Here is a 4,575-nt window from a genome sequence, read left to right on the forward strand (position 1 = left end):
GCTGACGCGTGGCGGCGGGCGGGGGTGCGGGGACGCACGTGGCGGGGACGGGGCGGTACCTCCCCGCCCGCGTGCTGGGGAACGAGGAGATCGCCGGGCTCGCCGGGGTGACGGAGGAGTGGATCCTGCGGCGCACCGGGATCCGCGAGCGGCGGGTGGCGGATGGCGAGGGCACGGCGGCGATGTCGGCGCGCGCGGCGCGTGCCGCGCTGGAGGCGGCCGGGATCGGGGCCGAGGCGCTGGGGGTGGTGGTCGTAGCCACCTCCACCCCGGACCACCTGACGCCCCCCACCGCCTGCGAGCTGCAGGCGAAGATCGGGGCGTGGGGGGCCGCCTGCTTCGACGTGGAGGCGGGTTTCGCCGGGTGGATCTACGCGCTGGTCGTGGCGGACGCGCTGCTGCGCGCCGGCGCGGGGCGGTACGGGCTGGTCGTGGGGGTGGAGAAGCTCTCCACGGTGACCGACCGCGCCGACCCGGCCACCGGCCCGCTCTTCGGCGACGGCGCGGGGGCGGCGGTGCTGGCCGCGGGGGACGGCCCCCTGGCGGTGCGGGCCACGAGCTGGTGGGCGGACGGGCGCCTGGCCGATGCGCTGCTGCGCCCGGCCGGGGGCTCGCGCCGGCCCTTCGACTCGCGGGTGCTGGAGGAGCGCGCCCACCTGCTGCGGATGGAGGGGACCCGCCTCTTCAAGGCGGCGGTGCGGACCATGGCGTCGCAGGCCGCGGCGGCGCTGGAGCGGGCGGGGGCCGCGCCGGACGAGGTGGGGCTGGTCGTCCCGCACCAGGCCAACCTGCGCATCATCGAGGGGCTGCAGAAGGAGATGCAGCTCGCCCCGGAGCGTGTCTTCGTAAACATCGACCGCTACGGCAACACCGGCGCGGCCACCATCCCCATCGCCCTGGACGAGGCCGTGCGCGGGGGACGGGTCCCCGCGGATCGGCCGACGCTGCTGGTGTCCTTCGGAGCCGGTGCTACGGCGGGGGCGGCGGTGCTGGGGAACGGGGGCGAGGGAGGGCGGTAACAGCGGCGTCCACCGCCGCGACCCCCGTCCACCGGAGCCGATGCACCCCGCGCGCGCGGTGCCGGGCGGGGAGCTGGAGTTCCTGGGGGAGATCCTGGGCCGCGGCCTCGACACGCCCGGCTGACGCCGCCCTACATGAGCGCGTCGAGGTACAGCTCCACCCGCCACCCCGAGTCGCCCCGCAACGCGCGGGCGAGGTCCAGGCGCACCAGCCCGTCGAGGAAGCTCGCGCCCACCCCGGCGGAGAGGAGCGGCGGGTCCAGCGTGAAGGCGCCGCGCTCGCCGGCCCACCCGGCGTCCGAGAAGGCGACGACCCGCACCCCGGGCGCCGCACGCCCCACCTCCGCCCGCCCCCGCCAGAACGCCTCTCCCGACATCGCGCCGCCCGCGAAGCCGCGCACGGACGCGGGACCGCCCAGGAACCAGTGGCTCTGCACCGGCACCTCGCCGAGCGAGGTCCCCGCCGCCGCCTCGACGGACCCCACCAGGCCCGCGGGGAGCGGCGCCGAGCCGAACAGCGAGGCCGAGGGGCGCGCGAAGGTGAAGGTCCCGGTGGAGCCCTCCAGCGAGAGGGTGGAGCCGCCGCGCCACCCCGCCGGGTTCGCGCCGCGCCACCCGCGCCAGGAGACCGCGGCGCCCGCCTGGTTCGCCCCGGCCGCGGGGACGTTCTCGCGGAAGCCCTCGTCGCTCCAGAGCCGCGGGAGGCTCCAGTCGGTGCTCTTCTCCGCCTCGTCCTGCCGCTCCGCGAAGAGGCGCCAGCCCAGCCCCGCCCCCTCTCCGGCTGGCGAGCGGAGCAGCTCCGCCCCCAGGCTGCGGTAGTAGTTCCCGTCGTCCCGGCCGAACAGGAGCGCCGAGAGCGAGTTCCCCGGCCCCAGGGCGCGCGGGGCCCCGTCGACCGTGTTGAGGCGCCGGTACGCCGCCACCCGCTGCCGGGACGCGGGCCCGCTCCGCGCGAGGCCCAGCTCCACGTCCGGCTGCCAGTCGGCGGTGCCCAGGCGGACCGTGGCGTCCGCCTCGGCGCGACCCAGGTCCCACAGGGCGCGCGCACCTACCGAAAGCCCCTCCACGCGGTTGTACCGCAGCAGCTCCGGGTTGCGGCCGCCCCACTCGAAGCGCGGCCGGGCCAGCTCCCAGGGCGCGGGAGAGGCGCCCTTCGCCAGCGCGAGCAGCTCCTGCATCTCCGCCCGGCTCACCAGCGCCTCGCCCTCCTCGTAGATGGAGGCGGGGAGGTGCTCGCTCGCCACCACCCGCTGCGGGTCGCGCGGCATGAGCGTAACGGACTGGCTGCAGCTCCCGCTGCTGCAGCTGCAGCTCACCGACACCTTGTAGTCGGGGTGCGCCGCCTGGAGCGAGTCGCCGACCGCCTTCAGCCGCCCGGTCGAGCCGGCGCAACGGGCGGCCGACGTAGCGGCCGATGACACGGCCGAAGGGTCCGCCGCGGTGACGGCGGCGGGGGCCGGTGCGGCGTCGGGATCGCCCTCCACCTCGAAGTCCGAGTACGTCTGCTCCATGCGGAGCGGCATGCGGGCCAGCTTTCCCACCTGCACCTCGCCCTCCAGCGCCACCAGCCGGGGCAGCCACCACTTCTGGTCCCAGAGCCCGTACTCCACCGTCACGAAGCGGAGGTCCGCCCGGACCGGCTTCATCACGCCGGGGACGTCCTTTGCGTCGTCGGCGTCGCCGTCCCGCTCCAGGTCGAAGGGGCGCGCCAGGCGGAGCACCGCCCGGACCACCGCGTGGGAGTCGCTTTCCAGCCACAGCGAGCCGCTCACCAGCGACGACTCGTTCCGCCGGGGGATCACCCGCAGCTCCACCAGCCGGAGCGGCGCCATCCCGGGGATCCGCACGGTCATGGTGTCGCCGGAGCGGAAGCGGTAGTCCGCCTCGCTCCCGGGGGCGAGCGGGTGCCGCGCGAAGGCGTCCTCCCCACCCAGCAGCCCGCCCAGCCCGAAGACCAGGCGGTCCGCCGACGGGTCGAACACCGAGCTGCCGCAGTCCTCCTCCACCTCCGGGGCTCGTTTCACCAGCGGGACGACCTCGCGCCCGCCGAGCACCTCCTTGATCGCCGGCTCGCCGCGCCGCCAGTCCACCCGCACGGCGGACTCGCAGCGGAAGAAGAGCCGGTCGCGCCGGAGCGCCCGCATCCCCAGCGAGATCCGGGAGCGCGACACCGTCCGGTAGCGGCGGATGGAGCTCTCCACGCCGGTCCTCCGCTCCCGCGCCAGGCGCACGGTCTCCCGCGCGCCGGCGTCCAGGTACGCGTCGGCCCGCGGCGCGGACTGCGGATGGGTGGTATCGGGCGCGGCGTGGTGCGCCGCGAGGAGCGTGGCTGCCAGGAGGAGGAGCATCGAGAGGTTCGGTTGGACTGAGTACGGCCGGGTTCCGGGAGCACCTACGGAGCGGCGCCGGCCCGGGTTTCAGCGGGCGGGGAGGGCTACGTCCGTCCCGTCGGTGAGGGGCTACCCGAAGAACTCCGCGTGCAGCCGCCGCACCGCTTCCGCGGCGCGGCCCTCCTCGACGACGAAGGTGAGGTTCACGCTGGAGGCGCCCTGGGAGATCAGCCCCACGTTGATGTCGCCCACCGCCTCGAAGACGCGGCCGGCGACGCCGGAGGTGCTCCGCAGCCCCGCCCCCACCACGCAGACGATGGCGTTCCCGCCCTCCACCTGCACCTCTCCGAGCGTCGCCAGCTCCGCCACGATGGCGTCCAGCTCGTCGGTGCGGTCCAGCGAGAGCGACACGCTCACCTCCGAGGTGGTCACCACGTCCACCGGGGTGCGGTGCCGGTCGAACACCTCGAACAGGGCGCGCAGGAAGCCGTAGGTGCCCAGCATCCGCGCGGAGGCCACGCGCAGCACCGTGACCCCCGCGCGGTGGGCGATGGCGCGCACCGCGCCCGGCGAGGGCTCCGTGCGGGCGTCCACCAGGGTGCTCCCCGCCTCCGGGTCGCGCGAGTTGCAGATCCGCACCGGGATCCCCCGCTCCACCGCCGGCTGGATCGTCTTGGGGTGCAGCACCTTCGCGCCGAAGAAGGCCAGCTCCGCCGCTTCCTCGTAGGAGAGGCGCTCGATGCGCCGGGCGTCCGGCACCACCCGGGGGTCCGCGGTCAGGAAGCCGGTCACGTCCGTCCAGACCTGGATCTCGCGCGCGCCCAGCGCCGCCCCCACGAGCGCCGCCGTGTAGTCGGAGCCGCCGCGGCCCAGCGTGGTGGTGGCCCCGGTCGCCGCCGAGCCGATGAAGCCGCCCAGCACCGGGAACTCGCCCGCCTCCAGGAGGGGGAGCAGCTCGGCGCGGGTGCACTCGTCCGTGAGCGCGCCGAGCGGCGCGGCGCGGCCGTGCTCCTCGTCGGTGCGGACGCAGCGCCGCGCGTCCACCCAGCGCGCGGGGAGCCCGCGGGCGCGGAAGGTCTCCGCCAGGAGGCGCGAGGCGAGCCGCTCGCCGTAGGAGACGATCTCGTCGGCCAGCGGGCGGCGGGTGCCGGGGTGCGCGGCGACCACGCGCAGCAGGTCGGCCAGCTCGCGGCGCGCCTCCTCCAGCACGGCGCCGAAATCCCCGG

Annotated in this window: 3 protein-coding genes; 1 reads left to right on the forward strand and 2 read right to left on the reverse strand. The window is 76.3% G+C overall.

Annotated elements, in window-relative coordinates:
* Positions 1–38 precede the first annotated feature (38 nt).
* Positions 39–1,019 (forward strand): ketoacyl-ACP synthase III, encoded by a 981-nt coding sequence (locus tag VGR37_07510; GenBank protein ID HEV2147234.1) that lies wholly within the window; start codon positions 39–41, stop codon positions 1,017–1,019.
* 131 nt (positions 1,020–1,150) lie between these two features.
* Here VGR37_07510 and VGR37_07515 read toward each other — a convergent pair whose 3' ends face one another.
* A complete protein-coding gene (locus VGR37_07515) occupies positions 1,151–3,367 on the reverse strand; it encodes a hypothetical protein (GenBank protein HEV2147235.1) in 2,217 nt (738 codons plus the stop codon).
* Between the two features lie 111 nt (positions 3,368–3,478).
* Positions 3,479–4,575, reverse strand: a 1,097-nt coding sequence (locus VGR37_07520) for an aspartate kinase (GenBank protein ID HEV2147236.1), incomplete at its 5' end; no start/stop codon positions are given.

The sequence above is a fragment of the Longimicrobiaceae bacterium genome, assembly GCA_035936415.1.
Classification (GTDB): domain Bacteria; phylum Gemmatimonadota; class Gemmatimonadetes; order Longimicrobiales; family Longimicrobiaceae; genus JAFAYN01.